The sequence below is a fragment of the Nitrosopumilus maritimus SCM1 genome (genome assembly GCF_000018465.1).
GTDB classification, from domain to species: Archaea; Thermoproteota; Nitrososphaeria; order Nitrososphaerales; family Nitrosopumilaceae; genus Nitrosopumilus; species Nitrosopumilus maritimus.
Genome location: NC_010085.1, coordinates 565,933 through 584,405, shown reverse-complemented (window position 1 = coordinate 584,405; position 18,473 = coordinate 565,933). Strand labels below are relative to the sequence as shown.

24 protein-coding genes and 1 other RNA gene are annotated in these 18,473 nt (G+C 34.2%); 12 read left to right on the top strand and 13 right to left on the bottom strand.

Features of this window, described 5'->3' with window-relative positions; genetic code table 11:
- Positions 1 to 50: 50 nt before the first annotated feature.
- Positions 51 to 671: a LysE family transporter gene (locus NMAR_RS03460; RefSeq protein ID WP_012215029.1), complete on the top strand. Its 621-nt coding sequence runs from the start codon at positions 51 to 53 to the stop codon at positions 669 to 671.
- Here NMAR_RS03460 and NMAR_RS10005 read toward each other — a convergent pair.
- The 3 genes from NMAR_RS10005 to NMAR_RS03445 form a co-directional block, all read right to left on the bottom strand.
- Complete coding sequence (locus NMAR_RS10005) at positions 668 to 799, bottom strand: hypothetical protein (RefSeq protein WP_274377697.1); 132 nt, start codon at positions 797 to 799, stop codon at positions 668 to 670. The two genes, NMAR_RS03460 and NMAR_RS10005, sit on opposite strands and share 4 nt — an antisense overlap.
- A gap of 88 nt (positions 800 to 887) precedes the next feature.
- Entirely contained in the window at positions 888 to 1,610 is a 723-nt protein-coding gene (locus NMAR_RS03450) for an AlbA family DNA/RNA-binding protein (RefSeq protein ID WP_148680071.1), read from the bottom strand.
- 41 nt (positions 1,611 to 1,651) lie between these two features.
- The gene (locus tag NMAR_RS03445; protein ID WP_012215026.1) at positions 1,652 to 1,903 is read right to left on the bottom strand and encodes a hypothetical protein; all 252 of its coding nucleotides are present in this window, start codon (positions 1,901 to 1,903) and stop codon (positions 1,652 to 1,654) included.
- 72 nt (positions 1,904 to 1,975) lie between these two features.
- On the opposite strand from NMAR_RS03445, the gene dinB reads away from it, so the two are divergent.
- On the top strand, positions 1,976 to 3,070 hold the full coding sequence (gene dinB / locus NMAR_RS03440; RefSeq protein WP_012215025.1) for a DNA polymerase IV: 1,095 nt from the start codon (positions 1,976 to 1,978) through the stop codon (positions 3,068 to 3,070).
- Here the strand turns inward: dinB and artG are convergent.
- From artG to NMAR_RS03420, 4 genes are all read right to left on the bottom strand, one after another.
- The gene (gene artG, locus NMAR_RS03435; RefSeq protein WP_012215024.1) at positions 3,054 to 3,995 is read right to left on the bottom strand and encodes a thaumarchaeosortase; all 942 of its coding nucleotides are present in this window, start codon (positions 3,993 to 3,995) and stop codon (positions 3,054 to 3,056) included. The genes dinB and artG overlap by 17 nt on opposite strands.
- Before the next feature lie 245 nt (positions 3,996 to 4,240).
- Positions 4,241 to 4,720, bottom strand: coding sequence for a hypothetical protein (locus NMAR_RS03430; RefSeq protein ID WP_012215023.1), 480 nt, complete (start codon positions 4,718 to 4,720; stop codon positions 4,241 to 4,243).
- On the bottom strand, positions 4,721 to 5,383 hold the full coding sequence (locus tag NMAR_RS03425) for a DsbA family protein (protein ID WP_012215022.1): 663 nt from the start codon (positions 5,381 to 5,383) through the stop codon (positions 4,721 to 4,723). It abuts the gene before it with no gap.
- Between the two features lie 31 nt (positions 5,384 to 5,414).
- Positions 5,415 to 5,612: a hypothetical protein gene (locus tag NMAR_RS03420; RefSeq protein WP_148680070.1), complete on the bottom strand. Its 198-nt coding sequence runs from the start codon at positions 5,610 to 5,612 to the stop codon at positions 5,415 to 5,417.
- Between the two features lie 92 nt (positions 5,613 to 5,704).
- Between NMAR_RS03420 and NMAR_RS03415 the strand changes: the two genes are divergently transcribed.
- The gene (locus NMAR_RS03415) at positions 5,705 to 5,965 is read left to right on the top strand and encodes a hypothetical protein (protein ID WP_238523196.1); all 261 of its coding nucleotides are present in this window, start codon (positions 5,705 to 5,707) and stop codon (positions 5,963 to 5,965) included.
- On the opposite strand, the gene NMAR_RS03410 is transcribed toward NMAR_RS03415, so the two are convergent.
- On the bottom strand, positions 5,956 to 6,324 hold the full coding sequence (locus NMAR_RS03410; RefSeq protein ID WP_012215020.1) for a C2H2-type zinc finger protein: 369 nt from the start codon (positions 6,322 to 6,324) through the stop codon (positions 5,956 to 5,958). The genes NMAR_RS03415 and NMAR_RS03410 overlap by 10 nt on opposite strands.
- 81 nt (positions 6,325 to 6,405) lie before the next feature.
- On the opposite strand from NMAR_RS03410, the gene NMAR_RS03405 reads away from it, so the two are divergent.
- From NMAR_RS03405 to NMAR_RS03395, 3 genes are read left to right on the top strand one after another with little or no spacing between them, the layout of a single operon-like run.
- On the top strand, positions 6,406 to 6,792 hold the full coding sequence (locus NMAR_RS03405) for a hypothetical protein (protein WP_012215019.1): 387 nt from the start codon (positions 6,406 to 6,408) through the stop codon (positions 6,790 to 6,792).
- Between the two features lie 3 nt (positions 6,793 to 6,795).
- The gene (locus tag NMAR_RS03400) at positions 6,796 to 7,674 is read left to right on the top strand and encodes an NAD(P)-dependent oxidoreductase (protein ID WP_012215018.1); all 879 of its coding nucleotides are present in this window, start codon (positions 6,796 to 6,798) and stop codon (positions 7,672 to 7,674) included.
- 53 nt (positions 7,675 to 7,727) lie between these two features.
- A complete protein-coding gene (locus NMAR_RS03395) occupies positions 7,728 to 8,489 on the top strand; it encodes an SDR family NAD(P)-dependent oxidoreductase (protein ID WP_012215017.1) in 762 nt (253 codons plus the stop codon).
- On the opposite strand, the gene NMAR_RS03390 is transcribed toward NMAR_RS03395, so the two are convergent.
- Both NMAR_RS03390 and NMAR_RS10000 read right to left on the bottom strand, forming a co-directional pair.
- Positions 8,478 to 9,059: an endonuclease dU gene (locus tag NMAR_RS03390; RefSeq protein WP_012215016.1), complete on the bottom strand. Its 582-nt coding sequence runs from the start codon at positions 9,057 to 9,059 to the stop codon at positions 8,478 to 8,480. The two genes, NMAR_RS03395 and NMAR_RS03390, sit on opposite strands and share 12 nt — an antisense overlap.
- A complete protein-coding gene (locus tag NMAR_RS10000; protein WP_274377696.1) occupies positions 9,040 to 9,165 on the bottom strand; it encodes a hypothetical protein in 126 nt (41 codons plus the stop codon). The genes NMAR_RS03390 and NMAR_RS10000 overlap by 20 nt, the downstream gene beginning before the upstream one ends.
- Positions 9,166 to 9,257: 92 nt before the next feature.
- Here NMAR_RS10000 and NMAR_RS03385 point away from each other — a divergent pair, with 92 nt between their 5' ends.
- Together NMAR_RS03385 and NMAR_RS03380 are read left to right on the top strand one after the other, a co-directional pair.
- Entirely contained in the window at positions 9,258 to 9,467 is a 210-nt protein-coding gene (locus NMAR_RS03385) for a hypothetical protein (protein ID WP_012215015.1), read from the top strand.
- A gap of 48 nt (positions 9,468 to 9,515) precedes the next feature.
- Complete coding sequence (locus tag NMAR_RS03380) at positions 9,516 to 10,724, top strand: NAD(P)/FAD-dependent oxidoreductase (RefSeq protein ID WP_012215014.1); 1,209 nt, start codon at positions 9,516 to 9,518, stop codon at positions 10,722 to 10,724.
- Here NMAR_RS03380 and NMAR_RS03375 read toward each other — a convergent pair whose 3' ends face one another.
- The gene (locus NMAR_RS03375; RefSeq protein WP_012215013.1) at positions 10,725 to 13,637 is read right to left on the bottom strand and encodes a hypothetical protein; all 2,913 of its coding nucleotides are present in this window, start codon (positions 13,635 to 13,637) and stop codon (positions 10,725 to 10,727) included.
- Between the two features lie 440 nt (positions 13,638 to 14,077).
- On the opposite strand from NMAR_RS03375, the gene NMAR_RS03370 reads away from it, so the two are divergent.
- Both NMAR_RS03370 and rnpB read left to right on the top strand, forming a co-directional pair.
- Complete coding sequence (locus NMAR_RS03370) at positions 14,078 to 14,701, top strand: class I SAM-dependent methyltransferase (RefSeq protein WP_012215012.1); 624 nt, start codon at positions 14,078 to 14,080, stop codon at positions 14,699 to 14,701.
- A gap of 37 nt (positions 14,702 to 14,738) precedes the next feature.
- Positions 14,739 to 15,018: RNase P RNA component (gene rnpB / locus NMAR_RS03365), an RNA gene on the top strand.
- A 5-nt stretch (positions 15,019 to 15,023) separates the two neighbouring features.
- Here the strand turns inward: rnpB and NMAR_RS03360 are convergent.
- Together NMAR_RS03360 and NMAR_RS03355 are read right to left on the bottom strand one after the other, a co-directional pair.
- Complete coding sequence (locus NMAR_RS03360) at positions 15,024 to 15,323, bottom strand: hypothetical protein (protein WP_012215011.1); 300 nt, start codon at positions 15,321 to 15,323, stop codon at positions 15,024 to 15,026.
- Positions 15,324 to 15,354: 31 nt separating this feature from the next.
- Positions 15,355 to 16,731 carry a hypothetical protein gene (locus tag NMAR_RS03355; protein ID WP_012215010.1) on the bottom strand — a complete coding sequence of 459 codons (1,377 nt, stop codon included), beginning with the start codon at positions 16,729 to 16,731 and terminating at the stop codon, positions 15,355 to 15,357.
- Positions 16,732 to 16,846: 115 nt separating this feature from the next.
- Between NMAR_RS03355 and cofD the strand changes: the two genes are divergently transcribed.
- Together cofD and cofC are read left to right on the top strand one after the other, a co-directional pair.
- The gene (gene cofD, locus NMAR_RS03350) at positions 16,847 to 17,767 is read left to right on the top strand and encodes a 2-phospho-L-lactate transferase (protein WP_148680293.1); all 921 of its coding nucleotides are present in this window, start codon (positions 16,847 to 16,849) and stop codon (positions 17,765 to 17,767) included.
- A 1-nt stretch (position 17,768) separates the two neighbouring features.
- The gene (cofC, locus tag NMAR_RS03345) at positions 17,769 to 18,407 is read left to right on the top strand and encodes a 2-phospho-L-lactate guanylyltransferase (RefSeq protein ID WP_012215008.1); all 639 of its coding nucleotides are present in this window, start codon (positions 17,769 to 17,771) and stop codon (positions 18,405 to 18,407) included.
- The last annotated feature ends 66 nt before the right edge of the window (positions 18,408 to 18,473 follow it).

Genomic DNA, 18,473 nt, shown 5'->3' with positions numbered 1-18,473 from the left:
TTCTATTGATTATGTTTATTTCATAATCAAAATAATGAAAATTGAATTAGATGGAACAATTCTTTGAATTTGCAGTACTAGTAATAGTCATCTCTGCATCAGGAGTAATGGCACCAGGGCCTCTTTTTGCAGCAAACATATCATATGGATTAAGAGAAGGTGCAAAATCAGGCGTTAAAATGGCTACAGGCCATGCAATTGTAGAATTACCATTAGTGATATTGTTAGGAATTGGTGTTTTTTCATTAGAAAGTTTTCCAGAGTTTAGGACAATCATTTCAATTTTAGGTGCAATAACGCTTTTTGTCTTTGCAGCATTACAAATTAGAACAGTTCTCAAAGAAAAAGAACTTTCAATTACAAATCCAAAACAAGGAGCGTTAATTACAGGAGTTTTGTTAAGTGGACTAAATCCATTTTTCATTATTTGGTGGTTAACTATAGGATTCAAGCTAATTTCAGATGCCATGATGATATGGGCATTTTCAGGCATGCTAATCATGTTTGGATTACATATTTGGATGGATTTTGCATGGCTTGGAGGAATTTCATTTTTGGCATCAAAGAGTGTAAAAATTCTTTCAAACAAAAATTACAAAATATTGATGATAGGGTTAAGTGGAATGTTGATTTATTTTGGAATTACGTTTTTGCAAGAAATAAAGTATTAACCACAATCAAGAATTTCTACGTAAGGCTCACATGAATCATTAAACAAATCAATTTTTTCAACAATTACTTCACAAAATTCTGGATCAAGTGTGTCTTGATAAAAATTAATTTCATTTAAAATTGTCATATGTTGAATACCACAAGAAGAATTTGAAGAAAATATTACAAGTACTGAGATTAAAATTCCACTTAGTATTATCAGAGGGATTTTGAATTTATTCTTTTGAGATATCAATTTCCATGGTAGAGACATTTCGTTGCTTACCATCTTGAGAAGTTAGTGAATCAGATGAAATTCTCACATCACTAATCACATAGCCTACAGAGTCCATTCTTTTCACAATCATTTGAGATACATCTACAGCTTGAGTTATTCTTTTACCTCTAGCTTTTATGGTAACAGTTTGTCTTGTTGAAAGTTGTGTTAAAGTTGCAGAAACATAAGTCATGATAGGTTTTGTACCAACAAAAATCACATCACGTTCTTCTGCAGGTTTAGAAGTTTCTGTTTTGTCAGAAGGAGTTTCAGGTGTTGGTTCTGGTTCAGGTGTTGGTTCTGGTTCAGGTGTTGGTTCTGGTTCAGGTGTTGGTTCTGGTTCAGGTGTTGGTTCTGGTTCAGGTGTTGGTTCTGGTTCAGGTGTTGGTTCTGGTTCAGGTGTTGGTTCTGGTTCAGGTGTTGGTTCTGGTTCAGGTGTTGGTTCTGGTTCAGGTGTTGGTTCTGGTTCAGGTGTTGGTTCTGGTTCAGGTGTTGGTTCTGGTTCAGGTGTTGGTTCTGGTTCAGGTGTTGGTTCTGGTTCAGGTGTTGGTTCTGGTTCAGGTGTTGGTTCTGGTTCAGGTGTTGGTTCTGGTTCAGGTGTTGGTTCTGGTTCTGATTTATTCCTAGAGTCAAATTCTGATAAAATATCTTCTGCGTCTTTTGATTTTTTGTTATTACTCAATTCGTTATTCCTTTAATAACAAAATTCTCTCTCGCTTTTATTTAATTATTCAGGTCTTGACCTTTAAGATATTCATCAAATAATTTTTCTAGATCGTCATCATTGTTGATTTTCTTGATTTTTTCAACAAGATCTTTTTCTTCAATCTCATAACAGTTCATTACGTCTTGAGAATCTTTGAAAACTAACATTGCTTTTTCTTTGAAAATACAATGATAGAGTTTTTCTGTTTCCATTTTTTCAGGTTTTATCTTCACACCGTTTTCATCAACAGATACAGGATAATCATCCATGAAAGTAGTGATTAGATTGAGTATTTAGATGAATACACAATATTGTAATAATCTAAAGTTCATCTAACAGTATTGGAAACAAGAATCGTTTTCCACATTGATTTTGACTATTTTTACGCCCAGTGTGAAGAGATAAGATCACCAGAATTAAAATCAAAACCAGTTTGCGTATGTGTATTTTCAGATAGAGGTGGAGATAGTGGAGCAATTGCAACTGCAAACTATACTGCAAGAAAATATGGTGCAAAGTCTGGAATACCAATAGTATTTGCAAAAAAAAGATTAGAAGAGAGAAAAGATGCAGTTTTTCTGCCTGTAGATTTTGATTATTACTCTGAAATGTCTGAAAAAGCAATGAAAATCATGGAAGAGTTTTCAGATGTTTTTGAATATGTAGGAAGAGACGAAGCATACTTGGATGTAACAAAAAGAACAGAGGGGGATTTTCATAAAGCAAGTCACTTGGCTCAACAAATTAAAAATTCCATAAGAGAGAAAACAAAACTGAGTTGTTCAATAGGAATTTCCCCAAATAAATTAATTTCAAAAATTGCATCAGACTTTCAAAAACCTGATGGATTAACAATTGTGTCTCCTGAAAAAGTTGAAGGGTTTTTAGAGTCACTAAAAATACGAGACATTCCAGGAATTGGAAAGAAAACAGAACAAAGGTTTACAGAAATGAATTTAGAGACAATTGGAGATGTAAAGAGACTTGATGTCTTTACTTTGAATAAAGAGTTTGGGAGAAAAAGTGGAACTTACATTTACAATGCAGTAAGAGGAATTGACGATGAACTAGTAAAAGAAAGAGAACCCAGTATTCAACATGGAAAAATTGTGACCCTAAAAAAAGATTCAAAAGATTATGAGTTTCTTTTAGAGAACACATTAGAATTATGTAAAGAAGTTCATGAAATAATCCAAAAAAAAAATCAAATGTTCAAATCAGTTGGAATAAGTTTTGTTCAATCAGATTTATCAAACAAAACAAAATCAAAAATGCTGAGAAACCCTACTATGAGTTTGGAGGAATTAGAAAAAACAGTTGAACAATTACTAAGAGAAGCCCTTGAAAATCAAACAGCAACTATTAGACGCTTGGGAGTCAAAGTCTCAGAGCTTTCAGAAAGTCAAGGACAAAGAGATATCACGAGTTATTTTTAGTTCCATCTCGTTCTTCTTGTTTTTTGAGGCGCCTAGATTCTATTAATATGACTACCAAGATGAACGCAAATAGCCATGGCAGAAACATGATTTCACCTGCAATCTTGTGATATTCCTCCCATGCCACAGGGTCAGTTGTGACTTTGAGGGCATACCAAGATAGAGAAAATATTCTAATCAAGTTTACAGTAATGGTTCCAATGATTCCTAAAACAAAATACATGGATTTTCTTGCTCTAGGAATGTTCATCTTTAGCATGAACGCACCAATTACTAGGGAGAAGATGATAATACTGTGAACGCCAGCAGAGGGCCAGAATACTTGTAGTGCCATTGAACCATGATCTCCACGTAAGAACATGACATTATCTCTTGCAACAGCAGTACCAAGTTCAAGTGCTGTGATTACCCAAACATTTGCTTGTACAAAATATGGAACGATGTATTGCAGAGGACCTAATGTATCATATGGGAAGAATGCATCAAGTGACAAAATAATTGCAGTACCAGTTAAGAAGATAGGTCCTGCAGGTGCAATTCTAATCCATCTCTTACCAAAGAAGATAGACAGTGCAACAACAATGAATATTGCCATAACAACAAAATCCCACATCCATGTCCACGAATAGATTAGTTGAACATCAAATTGTTCTGCAGATTCAACAATGTAATCTCGCAGGCCATACTCTAATGATATAAGATAGGAGATAGTTAGCAGTGCAATAGGGATTACTGCAAGTAATCGTTTTTTTGAAATTACAATCTTTAGACCAACAAGTTCTGCGACAACAAAAACAAGTGCAAAGAGATATCCACCTCTGCCCTCATTCCAGCTCCAAGCTACAGAATCAGGATATGCGATCATTGAAAATAGAATTGGACTTGCAATTATCAAAATTCCAGCAATCAAATTCAAATTTTGCATTACGTTAAACTTGAAAAAGGCAAATAAATAGCTCGACTTTGAAAATTCTCTGAATTCATTTATTCACAATCAAATGGGAAAAAAGATGCTAATCTTCAGCATCTTCGATTTCATCGGCGTCTGGATCTCTCCTACTTGGCCTAATTGGAACATAGATGAATGTCACACAGACAATACATTAGACTTTAAGATACATCCTAAGGTCGAAAACGTTTGCCTAAATGGTAATTTCTAGTGAATCAAAATCAAGGATCAAATTTACATTCAGTTTTTAGGGATTTTACTGTTGTAAAGTAGGTGATCACTAAAACACCAATTGCAATTATTCTCAAAGGTATTTCATAATTTGTTAAAAATGCGGTTGCTGTTGCCCCAACAGACCCAAATGTAGAGATTACAGCAAAACCAATTGGGCCACAACTACATGCCCCGGCTGCTGCTCCAACAAAAGAGCCAATAACACTACTACCCATTTTCCGTGTTGAGCTTTTCAACACGTTAATTCTAAAAACATTCATTGGCAAAACTAATGCAGAGAGTGCTGAAATTGCCACAATAAGTGCAAAACCAAATTCAGTACCAGTTGGCAGATGACTTACAACATAAGGTTCTAAGAAAATATACTCAGATAATATCAGTAACCCAATTAACATTGGAACAAATATTGCAAAAGAAAGTATGATGTATTTTGGATTTGAAAAGACAAACGTGATTGTGTTTGTCATCTATACCATTGGATCCAGAACTTGTTTAAAGACTGAAAATGGTTGTGCACCGCCAATCTGTTGTTGTCCATCAGGACCTACAATAAAGAATCCAGGAGTACCTCGTACATTGTGGTCTCTTGCTTGTTGTGTATTGTATTGAACACGTTTAGAATACTTTCCAGAGTCAAGACAACTTTCAAACAATTCCATATCCAATCCCATTGAAAATGCAAAAGCCTTTAGTCTTTCATTGTTAGCCCAACCACCATCAATTTTGGATTCTTGTGCGTTATACAACATGTCATGGTATTCCCAATACATTCCCTGATCTTCAGCACAGTAAGTTGCTTGAGCTGCAGGACTAGAGTCTCGTCCCAAGAATGCCATGTCAACAAAAACCAAGTTTGCTTTTCCAGTGTCAATATAATCACGAGTTATAGTAGGTTTTGTGTTATGGAACCAGTTGTAACATTGATGACATTGATAATCACCGAATTCAACAATAGTTATTGGAGCATTGGGATCACCCAAGATTGGAGAGCCCATAGCAGTTGAGATAGTTCCATGAGTTCTAGTCATATCCAGATTTACAGTTTCAGCAGGAGTAGCAGACAAAGATGCAGCTACACCGGCAATTATTGCAATAGCAACGACGCCTATAATCACGCCTTTCTTATTCATGTACAGAAGAAATGAGATGAGTTAAAAAAACTTATTCCAAATTTCGAGAGGATTTTCTCTTAAACAAACTAGTAAATTTTGCAATTGCAGTATCAATTGGACAAACTTCACATTGAACTCCAGAAGAATGGCTGTCAAGATGTTTTTCAAATTGCTGTCTAGATTCAAAAACTAGATCACATTTTTCACAATAAACTTTGGTGACATTATTTCTAGAAGGTCTATCCATAACAGAATACAGGGATTAGTGCTTATAAAGATCCTGTTGAAAATCAACATATGAGAAAAATTCTGGACAAATTTGTTACAGGGTTTTTTGTAGTGACATTAGGAATTGCATGGTATTGCAGTACAAAATTCTACATCAAACCAGATAAGCACTCGATAGTAGTTTACGATGTTTTTGGCAAAGAAGTTAAACTGGAAGGAGTTAGAGTTGATTTTAAAACACAAAATGTAGCACAAAGTTACATTTCTGAATACAAGAAAAGGTTTCCCCATTACAATTTTGCAATGGCAATAGAAATTCCAGAAATTAAAAAAAATACAATTCCTAGAATTTTTAAAAAAATTCAGAGATAATGGATTTTCATATGAGTTTCTAGCTCAACTTGGTATTGAGTTACAAATCCACAATGAGAGCATGAAAACATTTCTTGTGGATGAGGAGGTTCTCTTTCAATAACTTTTCCAGACACAGAAGTAATACTGATCATATTATTATTTCCAATAACTGCAAAGTTTCTTCCTTCATCAATTGAATCTAAAAACTCCTTAATTGCAGTAATCACAGTATGTGTATCAATTACCTCATCATCATCCAAAGTTGATAGAGTAAATTGGTTATTTTTTAAAGTAGGAATGGCTGCAACTTGGTCAGAAACATAAACTACAAGTTCATGTTTGATAGACAAAACATCGGTACAGTCAACTGTAAGCATGAATAATTTGAATTAAATCAATATTTTAGTTTAACAATTGTTGAAAATGATTATTATGGTTCAATATTGTGGTTTTTGTAGATGAGAGATTCTGAAACTTTTGGAGTTGAGAAAGGCCATGGCGAAGAAGTGGTTGCATGGTTAAATGAACATGCAAAAACTCAGAAAATAAAACTTGAGGCAAGGCTCTACGGATACAGTGTAGCCACAAAGAATTTTGGCGAGTTTGAAATGTTCTCATGGATTGGAGATGTACAAGTTGCAAGAAAACTGATAATCAAAGCAAGTAAAAGATTCAAAGTCAAAGTTATCGAAGGCGGATACAAGCCAAAGGACAAAGTTCTAAGTATGAAAAGATTTGATTTTGCCAAAGTCAAAAGAGGAGATAAAACAGTAGGGCAATTGAAATTCTCAGCCCCAAGATTTGGCAATAGTCAATGGGAAATTGAAGATGAGGAGCGTCATTAAGATATGAAAAAAATTGGAATTGTAGGATTAGGGATGCTAGGAAATGCAGTAGGGTTACATTTGTTAGAGTCAGGATTCGAGGTTACAGTATTCAATAGAAGTAAAGACAAAACAATTCAAGCAAAGGAAAAAGGTGCAACAGTTGTAGATTCTCCAAAAGAAGTTGCAGAAAAATCAGATTTGGTAATTATTGTAGTAAAAGATGCAGATGCAGTAAAAGAAGTATCATTTGAAAGAGAAGGAATCATCAAAAGTGAAAACAAAAAATTAATTGTTGCAGATATGAGCACCATAGATCCTTCAGAATCCAAAAATATATCAGACAAATTTTTAGAGTTTGGCATACACAAATTAGACATACCAGTTATGGGAGGGCCCAATGTTGCAATTACAGGTGATCTAGTCATGATGGCATCAGGAAATAAAGAAAGTTTTGAAGAGTGCAAGAAAGTATTTGAAAAAATTGCAAACAAAGTCTTTTTCTTAGGTGAGAAAGGAGTTGCGCATTCTATCAAGTTAGCTATGAATCTACAAATTACCATGTTAGCACTTGCACTATCAGAAGGAATTACACTAGTCAAAAAAGCAGATGTTGATCCTAAAATTTTTCTTGAAATTCTAAATTCTACTTATTTTAAAACAGGAATGAGTGAAAACAAAGCATTCAAGATGATAGATGGAAAATATGACCCAACATTTACACTTGAAAATCTCAAAAAAGACATTATCACAATGACTAATGCTGCAAAATCTTTAGGAATCAAATTACCCATGATAGAAAAAGCAGAAGAAGTGTATGGAAATGCAGTAAAAGAAGGATTAGGTGGAATCGATTATACTGGAATTATTGAATATATTAAAAGAATTAATGAATCCAAATAATCAGGAACGAAATTCAACAAAAATTCTATAAGCAATTACGACCATAATAAAACGTGAAATTAAATGACAAAGTAGCAATTGTTACAGGAGCATCAAGTGACATTGGAAAAGGCATTGCCAAGAAATTTGTCGAAGAAGGAGCAAAAGTAATTCTTATTGCAAGAAATCTAGAAGGATTAGAAAATACAAGAAAAGAGATAGGAAATGAAGATTCAACTGCAGCTATGACTTGTGATTTAGTAGATGAATCTCAAACACTACAAGTTGTAAATCAAATTATGGATACATATGGGAAGATAGACATTCTTGTAAACAATGCAGGTGCAATTAATGATCCAATTCATTTTCATGAAATGCAAAATTCAGAGATTCAAAAACTCATCAATGTGAACTTACTAGGAGTTTTCAATATGACAAAAGCTGTTTTGACAAAAATGGCAGATGTCAAAAGCGGTTCAATTGTAAACATTGGCTCCATCTCAAGTGAGAGAGCAATTCCACGAGTGCACTTGGCAGTTTATTCTGCAACAAAAGCAGCAATTCCAATGTTTACAAAGTCAATTGCAGTAGAATATGCAAGAAGAAACATTAGATGTAATTGTGTCAATCCTGGAATAATCAATTCAGGCTCGATAAAGCCATACCTTGATGACCCACAAGCAAGAAAAGTACTAGAGGAAAGATTACCACTTGCAAGGGTCGGAGAGCCAGAAGACGTTGCAAATGCAGTAGCATACTTGGCTTCAGATGAAGCGAGTTGGGTTACTGGCACGATTCTAAATGTTGATGGTGGAAAGACAGCTTCAGAAGGATAGTCCTTTCTCAAGTAATGTTTTTGCTAATAGTTGAGATACTCTAATCGGTTCAGAAATAGAGCCGTGCAATGTTAAATCATCAAGAAGATGTTTTACTTCAGTTAATGTACATCCTTCTTTTCTAACATAGACATCATGAGATGTACTCAGAGTAATTTTTTCACGTTGTCCTAATTTTTCATAATCTTTTAGTTTTGATTCAAATGAATCTGGGAAATGATGTTTTAGAGAGTCTTCAATTCCTAATGAGTCATGATATGAAACTCCGATAATTGGAATTTTCAAGATGCCAAACAATTTTTTGATATCAATAATGTTATACATTGAGACAATTAATCCAGAAATCAAAACATAGCTAATATCAGGTCTCTTCAAATCATCACACATTCTCAATATTGCATCAGTTGCATCATTTCCTTCCAAAGTGGCATTACCAAAAACAAAACCATCAATAACAAAATCTCTTCTCATAACAACTCCTGCAAGAACAGATTTTGTAGAATTTTGTCTAAAACTTTCAGCGATTGCTAATCCACGTAAGCCCTTTTTTTCAAGATGAAGAGATCTCATGATTATTTTTCCTCACATATGCACGATAACTTAATCCAGTAACAAGCATAATGATTCCAGTAACTACAGACCACATTACAAAAGATGAGATTTCAGATTCATCCATGAAAAATAAGGGAGTTTTGAACATCTAAAGTTTAGGATCAGAGATGTTTTTGTCTCTGAAACATCTAAATAGATTTGATACTGACGAAATTCATGCCTGAATGGACATGTCCAGAGTGTGGAAAACGTCTATTTCATGAAAATGAGACCACATTAGAAGTAGAAAAAACAATTCATTCCAAATTCTGTAGAAAAGAAGGGGGAAGCACCCATAGTTACATGCATAGAGACCTAGCACACATGAACTCTTTTGATCCTGAAAGAGAGAACGATTCAAACGGTGTGCCTGTATTGAAAAAATAATTTTTCAGACCTCAAAATTATATCCTAGATGTTATTGATTCAAACCAATTGTCAGACATTTATGATTTAGTAGTAGTTGGAGGAGGTCCTGCAGGATCATCAGCTGCATACACTGCTTCAAAGAATGGATTGAAAGTAATATTAATTGAAAAAGAAGAATCCATTGCAGAATCAGTTAGAACTAGTGGGGTTACATGGATTCAAAATATTGAAGAGTTTGGAATTCCAGAAGATTGTTACAATCCAGTAAAAAATTTTGAATTTTATTCACCAAACAACAAAGTAAGTATTGGAGACACTGTTGCTCGCTCTGCAGTACTTGATGTAAGAAAGACGTATCGATGGTTGGCATCTCAAGCAGAAGCACAAGGTACAGAAATTGTTGTTAATACTACGGTAAAAGATGTAATTAAAGATGAATCAGGAAAAATAATTGGAGTTAAAGCAATACAAAATGAAAAAGAAATTGAATTTTTTGGCAAAGTAGTCATTGATGCAAGTGGTTTTCAATCAACTGTTGCAAAATCTATGGGTTTTGTAAAACAATGGGAAAGATTTGGTGCCGGTGCAGAATATGAAGCAAAGGTAGAGCATGTTAAAGCAGATACATGGTGGTTGATGGTTGGAGAAAAATACTCTCCTGCAGGATATGCATGGATTTTTCCATTAGGAGACAATATTGCAAGGATTGGAGTAGGCATTGGAAAACCAGATTCTCCAGTTGACCCTACTGCAAGACTAAAAGAACTCATTGAAAACAAAGAAGGACCAATTGCAAATTTAGGCAAAATTGAACCTATAGAATTCCATTATGGATTAATTCCAAATGATGGACTTTCAAGAAAGACAGTTTATGATAATTTGATTTTGGTTGGGGATTCAGCAGGACAAGCTAATCCTTTGGTTTTAGAGGGAATACGTTATGCAATAAAATTTGGAAGAATAGCAGGAGATGTTGCATCAAAGGCAATTAAAGCAAATGACACATCAGAAAAAAAATTATCAGAGTATGAAGATAATTGGAAAAAAGCAATTGAATCTAAAATAAAATCTGCAGGAAAAGTGCAAGACAGGTGGATTGGTTTAACAGATAAAGATTGGGACAAAGAATTGGACATTATCAGTGAGTTAAAACCTGAAGAATTCTTGGATTTCATTAAAGCAGACTTTGGATTATCCAATATGCTAAAACTTGCAACCAATCACCCAAAACTTGCAGTACGACAATTGTTCAACTTAGTAAAAGGTAAAAGCTAATCAAGGGACTTTAAAGAAATCAGTTACTATCAAATCATGATATTGTAACTGAACAACATAGACACCATTTTCAAATGGTTGTGAAATCACTTTGTTGAATAATCCACTTGGATCATCTTTAAGGGCAATTTCTTCTACACGTTCTCCACGTTGATTATAGATATCAATAAAGAGATCTTCACTAAATTGAACAGTTTTGAGAATTCGTCCACTAATGACTAGTTCATTTTCAGCATATATTGCCTCAATAGGAGCATTAGGATTTCGTATTGGAAGATAGCGTTCAATGATGGTTCTCAATTCATCAAGATTATTACCCACACTTTGAGCATCTTTGTCATCAAATCCAGCCTTTATCTCAGTAATTACAGAAGCAAATCTAGAATTATTATCAAAGTTCTCACCACCAAATTTTTGTGCAAACGATTCTAATTCTTCAAATTCACGTGCCAAATCAACCATGTCTAAATCTGAAGAATTGTATGTGTACTCAAACTCTTCTTCAATGTGAACAATCTGAGTAGCTTTGGAATCTTTGTATTGTAACATCACAACATATAGTCCTGACTCTGCAGGCGCATTCCATTGAGTGTAAAAGTTTCCTTGTCTAGTATCAGTGAATTCCATATTACTATGAAGAGTACCATCCATGTTGTATACAGTAACATACAAGTTTTCACGATAATCAAATCTAGATTTTTCAGTAGCACCATTTAGAATCCAAATATCTTTTTCATGATCATAAGAAATATCATACATTATACTAGGAGTTTTCAAAACTAGATAATCACTAAGGTAATCTCCAATTTCTGTAACCTTAGATTCAGCATCTACAAAATTACCAATGTCAATTAACTCATAGGCTTCATTCATTAATTGTTTGTATCCATCAACATGATTTGTAAAATCATTATTGTAAAATGTAGAAGTCATATCAGAATAGGTTTGTAGTCTTTCACGGAATTCAATACGTTTGATTTCATCAACATTATATCCAACATCTGAACCATAAGGATCTTCAACATATTTTTCAGATACAAGAGTCCATTCATCAAATAATTCACGAACTAGTATGTCTGCTTGTTCAAGATCATTTTGAATAACTAAATCTCGGACATTATCTATTTTTTCGTTAAGTTTGTCTGTAAATTCAATGTAATTAGGTAAAAATCGATTTTTAGTCAGACTCAGTTCGACTAGATTTTCAAGAGATTTTGCTCTTTGTAAAATGTCACTTGCTCTAATCTTAAAGGCATCTTTATCATAAGAATCCAAATCCTCTTTGATTTGAGGAGCTTTTTCACTTGCCCAACTTAACAAAACTTCAATCCTATCAATTCTAGTAATAGAGGGATTTCCAGATTCCATTTGTTTTGCAGTCTCTAGTATATTCAAAGCATTATCAATCAAGAACAAGTTTTGATAGTCAGCTTGCAATTCTGCTTTTTCTTTCATACTCTTGTATTCAAATTCCAAGACTACCAAGGGGTTACGTTTTTCCCTAAGTTCAGTCATGGTTTGATCAAATTCAGATACCACTGCTAAAATTTCATCAACAGATTGAGCATTTTCAACTGTTTCTAAAAGAGATTTCCAATCAGATGTTAGTCCAGAATCAACATTACTGATTTGAGAAATTTCAATTATTTTTCCTAGTCTAGAAGAAATTTCAATAACCTGAACCATTTGATCAATTTCAGATTCAGATTCTAAGATTTCATCAACAGATGTAGCTAAGACTAGTTTAGATTCTAAATTATCCCATTCAGGTTTTACCAAATTAATAAGATCAGTGTTTTCTTCAGAATCTGAAGATACAAATCTTTCAACATCAGACATGTCTTTTAGGATAATTGATGCTTGGTGTAATTCAGACACACGGGCACTAGATGCAAGTAACTCAGATATAGATTCTTTTTCAGTAAGAGAAGGTTTTACTGATTCCCAATCATTGTTGACAAGTCTATACAGGTCACTTTGTTTTCTAGAAACAATATCAAGATATCTTGATTTTGAAAGAAGGTCGATTAATTCAGTAATATCATCAGAGTAAATTGGAGCAGTTCCTCTTGCAAAAATAAAGCCAATTTCAGTTTTTACAGATTTACTCATAACAGTATCAGATTTTTTCATCAAGTTTAGCAGAGTTTCTTCTAACTCATCAAATGAAGGAGCCCGTGGAGAAACAGTTTTTTCAGGATTTACATTTGTAATGTCAACAAAAATATCAGATAGTAAATTGATTGCAGTTGTTTTATCATTAATTTCATAATAAAATATTGCTTCAAAAACAGTTCTTTCTATAGATTTTGCAATTTCAAAAGAAATTTCATCTTGGTCCAATAGTTCCTGTACAGAATCCAAAGAATTTACAACAGCAGGTCTTATCAAAGGATTAATTTCAAAAATTAATTCATCAACAAAAAATTCATCCCACAAATCCACGTATGTTGATTTTAATTCAGATAGAGTGTCAGGAATTTCATTAGATATAGGATTTGAAATATCAAATGTTTCACTAATCAATGAGGCATGTTCAGATACCAAGGTTTGTGCTAAGAGAACTTTTTGTTCAGTAGTTGATTCAGAGTGAATATCAGAAGACACATTGAATTTAGTAGATTTTGTGTAATCACCATAAAATAATTTAATTTCATATTCACCAGGGAGCCCACATATTCTACCCTTTAATGGAATGACATCAGTAAGAAACACGCCATTTTCTTGTGGAATTAGTTGTTGGATTTGACATAAATCTCCATGAGGGTTTATGATTTGCATTATCAGGAAAGAATCATCAACCAAATTGGCAATCTGTCCATAAACAAATAGGGGTTCACCATGTTCATAATCTCCAAAATTATCAAGAATAGTTATTCTATCAGGACTCTGAGCAAAGGCATACACAGGCATCAGTAAGATCACAAACAAGCACAAAACAATTGGAATTTGCCTCACAAAGTGAAAACCGAGGCTCATTATACTTAAGATTTAGGCAGTAATCATCAGTAATATCTTGTTTTAAAATCAAGCCATGACAGCTACGTCATAGTAGCTGTCAGACTTGAAAAATGGCACGGTATTGATTTGATTCGTCTCCACAGACACACAAATTGAATGAAATTGCTCAACAGTGCACATAGCACAATCTTGACAAATCATGCTGTTAGGTTTCAAACAATGAGCACATTTTGTATGCTCGGTTAGATTTCCACCACATCTTCTACATGATTCATCAGGCATTTCTATTCAAATATTATTTGTAAAATTTGAATATAAGACACACGTAGGAATCATTCATCCAAATCATCAGTAAGACGAAGGTTATAATGTAAAATAAAAAAACAAAATTCATGGACGGGGTCAGAAGAACATTTGATGAGTGGGCTCAAAATGGTAGAGCAGAATTAATGGAAGTTGAGCACGGAAAAAATGTATCAAAATTTTTGAATTCAATATCATTTGATGGACCATTTACTTTTCTTGACGTAGGATGTGGAAATGGATGGGTTGTAAGAAAAATTGCAAAAGAGAATAATTGTAAAAGAGCAATAGGGATTGATAAAAGCAAGAAAATGATCATTCAAGCAAAAAAGAAGATAGTTAGTAAGAAAGAAGGATTTGTTCATACGGACATTGAATCATGGAAGTATGGAGGAAAGTTTGATTATATTTTTTCAATGGAGGCACTTTACTATTCAGACTCTATAGAAGAAGCACTCAAAAAAATATTCAAGATGTTAAAACCAGGAGGCCAGTTTTTCTGTGGTACTGATTTTTACACAGACAATAAAGCAACTGCAAGATGGAAGGATGTTATGAAAATCCAAATGCACCTTCATTCAAAAAAAGAATGGAAAGAATTTTTCAAAAATGCAGGATTCCAAATAAAAACAAAACACATCAAAGATTTGAAGAGTAGAAAAAAGTGGAAGAGAGAATTTGGAACTTTATTTATTATAGGCACAAAAAACTAAGCAATATTCAAATTCAATAAATCAAAAGCATAGTTATGTGAGCTGGAGCACGACACGCTGCTACGGCAGAGGAAACTCCTCCCTCCATACAGGACATGTGATCCGGAGATGGATAATCAGAGATGATTGGCAACGGAGCAGAAAAAAATCCAATATGGCGCACGGTGATGGTGAAAGCCTGAGGTTTCCATAAAAGGAATGAAAAAGCCGACCCACATGGAGCAAAGCCAAACAGAACTGTAAGTTCCTGTACTAAGTTCAGGTAGGCTGCAAAGCGAAATATCGTGAAAACAGAAGGAGGGTTACTCCCAGCACACATTTTTCAATTTTTAATTTCATAATATTCAACTGGATGAGTAAACTGTCTATTGTAATCTACTTCTCTCCAAAACTTTTCTTCATCAATATTTTTTCCTTCAGAAATCCAAACGTTTAGAACTTTTTGCATGTACATTCGGGTTGTATCATCAATCTCAGGACGAGTTCCAGTTTCTTTTTCTACTTGGTCTCTTTCTTCCTTGAATGTCTTTAGCAATCCTTTGAGAGTTTTACCATTAATTTGAGCTGCCTTTTTTGCTTTTGCAGATTGTAATTCTTTACGAAAATTAGATAGAAACCCCATTAGTAAAAACTAGAAAATATTTTTCTAAAATCTAACTCATTTCACGAGCGTTTTCTTTACAAATATCTGCATTACATGGACATGTTGCATCACACAAACATGCTCCTTGCATTGCACAATCACATTCTGAGCCCATTTCAGCGGATGCTGCACATCCACATGCGGCTTCTTCTGCTGCGGTAGGAGTTGCTTCTGGTTGTGGAGGAGGGCTTTGAGTTGAATTTGAAGAATCATCATACATACTTCTTGTTTGTTGATAATCAGAACCATCTGCTAGTTGTGCTTCACCTCTGTTGGTTTGGTAACCACCAGATGAGACACTAGTTTGATAACCTACTAATCTATTTGGGTCAATTCCTTGTTGACCAGTCTTCTCATTCTTGAGAGCACGGTTACTAAACATAAAGAATGCACCGCCAGCAATACCTGCAATGGCTGCCATTCCATAGATAATCATAACAGGGAAATCACCTGTTGATGTAGTAGCATAATCTTCTGGAGGAGTTGGAGTTACACCTGCAATCTCAACACCATCAAAAATATCTAAAGCACCAAATCCAATTGCATACAAGTTACCTTGGTCTGAGGATTGAACACTTCTAACAATATATAGTTGATCAGCCATTACTTCGGCTTCATAGACTCTTTCTACTTGTCTTCCTTCTCTAAGACTACTTTCACCCATAGTCCAACTAGAAACAACATAACCTGCAATCTCATCACTTAGACCAAATGTTCCAGCATCAACGTTGATACCAGTTGGGTCAAACAAAAAGTGCCAGTTTGTTAATGGTTGTTCCAAGATAAAGTCAGCATCAATAAGATTTCTGTGTAAAACTTCTTCAGCTTCAGTTCCTACAAAGAATGCTGCGGCTTCAGGTTCCATTTCAAGTAAAATGTTAATTGGGAAATTTAGTTCATGTCCATCAATTACAACTTCATCAGTTGCAGTGAGTCCTCTCCATCCTAAATCAATCAGGGTTTTTAGAGAGTCTTGAGTAATTACATAGTTTGAAAGAGTTCCTTCAATGATTACTCTGTAATCGACTGATGTGTTGATGTTTCTTGCTTTAAGGTGAATATCATAAGAGACGTTTAAGTCAGTAATTTGGGCTTGACTGCCATCTGCCTTGATTTTGTTATTTAGTTGAGTCATTAAAGATTTGACGCCAGGATCTGAGATATCAGCTTCGCCAATAACTGACCATTCTTGACCTTGTAAGACATCAAATAGCTGTCCACCATTTGGGTACTCGATGAATACTGTTTTTTGGTAATTCATCTTAAATGGTGAAGTCTCATTGTTTGGGTTAATTCTTGCATCCATTTGGGCACCAAAAACAGAACCAGTAGAACCTACGACGATAAGACCAGCAAGTAATACGGTTAAAACGACTGCCCTAGACACGATCTACTGAGCAATTATTTACAGTAATAAACTTATCCAAGACATAGATCGCAATTTTTTGAAAAAGTAATATGGAGTGAACACGGCAGACTTTGCAGTTTTAGGAGAAAATGATATGATTACAGTTTTAGCAGGAGGAACAGGTTCAGTCAAGCTAGTCAGAGGATTAGTTTCTCAAGAATCCAAAGTCAATGTAGTAAGTAATGTAGGTGATAATTATTGGTTATACGGACTCTATGTGTGTCCAGATATTGATACAATTGTGTACGGATTAGCAGATTTACTAGATCCAGAGAAAGGCTGGGGAATCAAGAAGGATACTTTCAACTTTTTACGTCAAATGGAAGTGTTTGGTGAAGAGACATGGTTTAGAGTTGGAGACAGAGATGCTGCAACTCATCTAATTAGAACAAACATGTTAAAGAATGGAAAAAATCTTAGCGACATTACAAAATGGATGTGTGAAAAATTTGCAGTTAGTGCAAATATTATTCCAGTAACGGACAACAGCATTGAAACAAGAATCATTACAGACAAAGGAGAATTACACTTACAAGAGTATTGGGTGAAACATAGGGGAAGAGACCCAGTTGAAGGAATTCAATACATTGGAGCTGACAAAGCCCGTCCAAATCCTGAAGCTGTAAATGCAATTCATGATGCAGACATGGTAATTTTAGCTCCTGGAAATCCCCTAACATCAATTGGACCAATGCTTCAGATTAAAGGAATCAGAAAAGAATTATCAAAAATTAAGAAAAAAGTAGTAGCAATAAGTCCATTAATTGGAGATAATGCAATAAGTGGTCCTGCTGCAAAATACATGCAGGCTGCAGGCATAGAATCAAATGCATATGGATTAGCCAAGATGTATTCAGATGTATGTTCCAACATAATTATAGACACTAAAGACAGAATGCTATCAAAAAAAATTCAAAGTTTAGACATGAAAGTTTTTGAAACTAAAATAACTATGAAAAATAAACAAGCTGAAGATGCACTAGCAAACTTTATCCTAAAACAAGTACACGTATAATTTGAAAATAGCTGCAATAATTCCTGTAAAGACTTTCTCTAATGCAAAAACTCGTTTAGATTTACCTCCACAAAAAGTTGAAGATTTGTGTAAAGTGATGTTAGAAGAAATTCTGCAGACAGTTTCAATCTCACCTCAAATTGACAAAGTTGTAATGGTTACAAAAGAAGAAAAAGCAATTGAGATTGGAAAAAAATTCAAAGTTCATACAATAATTGATGAGAAAGAAGAAAGTGTCAATAGTGCAGTTGCACTTGCAGACAAGTATCTATTAGAAAATAATTTTGATGCATCAATGGTATTTCCTCAAGATATACCATACATCAAAACACAAGATATTGATTTTATGTTAAACTACAAAATGCATCCCAACTTTGCAATAATCGTTCCATCAAGAAGATTTGATGGAACAAACGCACTTGTTAGAATGCCAATAGATTTGATGGAGACTCATTATGATGAAGACAGTTACAAAATTCACATGAGCACTGCAAAAGAACACACACTAAATGTTGCAATGGTGTTTGTCAAGAGAATCATGTGGGATGTAGATAATGCAGAAGATTTGAAATTCCTTTTAGAACAAAAAGAGAAACCTCACGTTGCAGAAAAAATTAAACAAATTTTAGAATCACCGTAAAAAAATTAAAAAAATACTCAAAAAATTGTCATTTTTTATGTACGATCACCAACAGACTTATAAGTG